Annotated in this window: 1 protein-coding gene and 1 pseudogene; one reads left to right on the top strand and one right to left on the bottom strand. The window is 74.2% G+C overall.

Annotation, left to right across the window (positions count from 1 at the left end; all coding sequences use genetic code 11):
- Positions 1 to 373 (top strand): annotated as a pseudogene (locus tag AB0G02_RS40465) (DNA primase); the annotation flags it as partial.
- Positions 374 to 377: 4 nt separating this feature from the next.
- Here the strand turns inward: AB0G02_RS40465 and ligD are convergent.
- Positions 378 to 1,322 carry a non-homologous end-joining DNA ligase gene (ligD, locus tag AB0G02_RS40460; RefSeq protein WP_360805913.1) on the bottom strand — a complete coding sequence of 315 codons (945 nt, stop codon included), beginning with the start codon at positions 1,320 to 1,322 and terminating at the stop codon, positions 378 to 380.
- Positions 1,323 to 1,355: the final 33 nt, after the last annotated feature.

Raw genomic sequence — 1,355 nt, 5'->3', positions numbered from 1 at the left:
CGCGCCGGTCGCGCCCGCGCCGGAGTGGCTGGTCGCCGTGCTGACCCCGCCGCCGCCCGAGGACCTGCCGATCCCCGTCCAACGGCCCTCGCCGCGCCGGGTCGACGCCTACCGCGCCGCCGTGGTGGAGGGCGAGGTGGAACGCGTCCGCGAGGCCCGACCCGGCGGACGCGCGCACATCGTGTTCACCGCCGCCTGCCGGCTCGGTGAACTGGTCGGCGCGGGCTGGTTGGACGAGGTCACGGCGATGTCCGTGCTCCTGGCCGCCGCCTCGGCGCACATCGGCGTCGAGGGGTGGACCGAGCGGGAGGCGCTGCACCACGTGGAGAACGGCATCGCGGCCGGCCGCCGCCGACCGCGCGTGCTGCGCTGACCCGTCACTCCTCCGGGACGTCCTCGCCGTCGCGGTCGGCCCACTCCAGCAGCGGCTCCAGCGAGAACACCGCGTCGTCGATCCCGGCGTGCAGGTCGCCCAGCTCCGCGAAGCGGGCGGGCACGGTGGCGATGGTGAAGTCGCGCGGGTCCAGCGAGTCGACCTCGTCCCACCGCACCGGCGTGGACACGGTCGCCTCCGGCACCCCGCGCACCGAGTAGGCGCTGGCGATCGTGTGGTCGCGCGCGTTCTGGTTGTAGTCCACGAACAGGCTGCGCGGGTCGCGGTCGCGCCGCCACCACGCCGTCGTCACGTCGTCGGGCGCGCGCCGCTCGACCTCGCGGGCGAACGCCAACGCCGCCCGCCGCACGTCGGCGAAACCCCACTCCGGCTTCACCCGCACGTAGATGTGCAGCCCCGACCCGCCCGAGGTCTTCGGCCAGCCCACCGCGCCCAGCTCGTCCAGCACCTCGTGCGCCACGTGCGCGACCCGCCGGACCCGGGAGAACGGGCAGTCGGGCATCGGGTCGAGGTCGATGCGCCACTCGTCGGGCTTCTCCGTGTCGGCGGCGCGGGAGTTCCACGGGTGGAACTCCACGGTCGACATCTGCACCGCCCACACCACGTCCGCCACGTCGGTCACGCACAGCTCGTCGGCGTGCCGGTCGTAGCGGGGGAAGTGCACCCGCACCGTCCGAACCCACGGCGGCGCCCCTCGGGGCAGCCGCTTCTGGTGCACCTTCTCTCCCGCCACCCCGGACGGGAACCGGTGCATCATGCACGGCCGGTCCCGCAGCGCGCGCACGATCCCGTCCCCGACCGCGAGGTAGTAGCGGGCGAGGTCCAGCTTGGTCTCCCCGCGCGCGGGGAAGTAGACGCGATCCGGGTTGGAGATCCGCACGGTGCGGTCCCCGACCTCCAGCTCCACCGAAGGCACCTTTCCGGCCATGCGGGCAACCTAACCCGGATCGCGTCGATCAGC

The sequence above is a fragment of the Actinosynnema sp. NPDC023658 genome (assembly GCF_040639995.1).
Lineage (GTDB): Bacteria > Actinomycetota > Actinomycetes > Mycobacteriales > Pseudonocardiaceae > Actinosynnema.
This window is presented reverse-complemented; position numbering and strand designations above follow the sequence as displayed.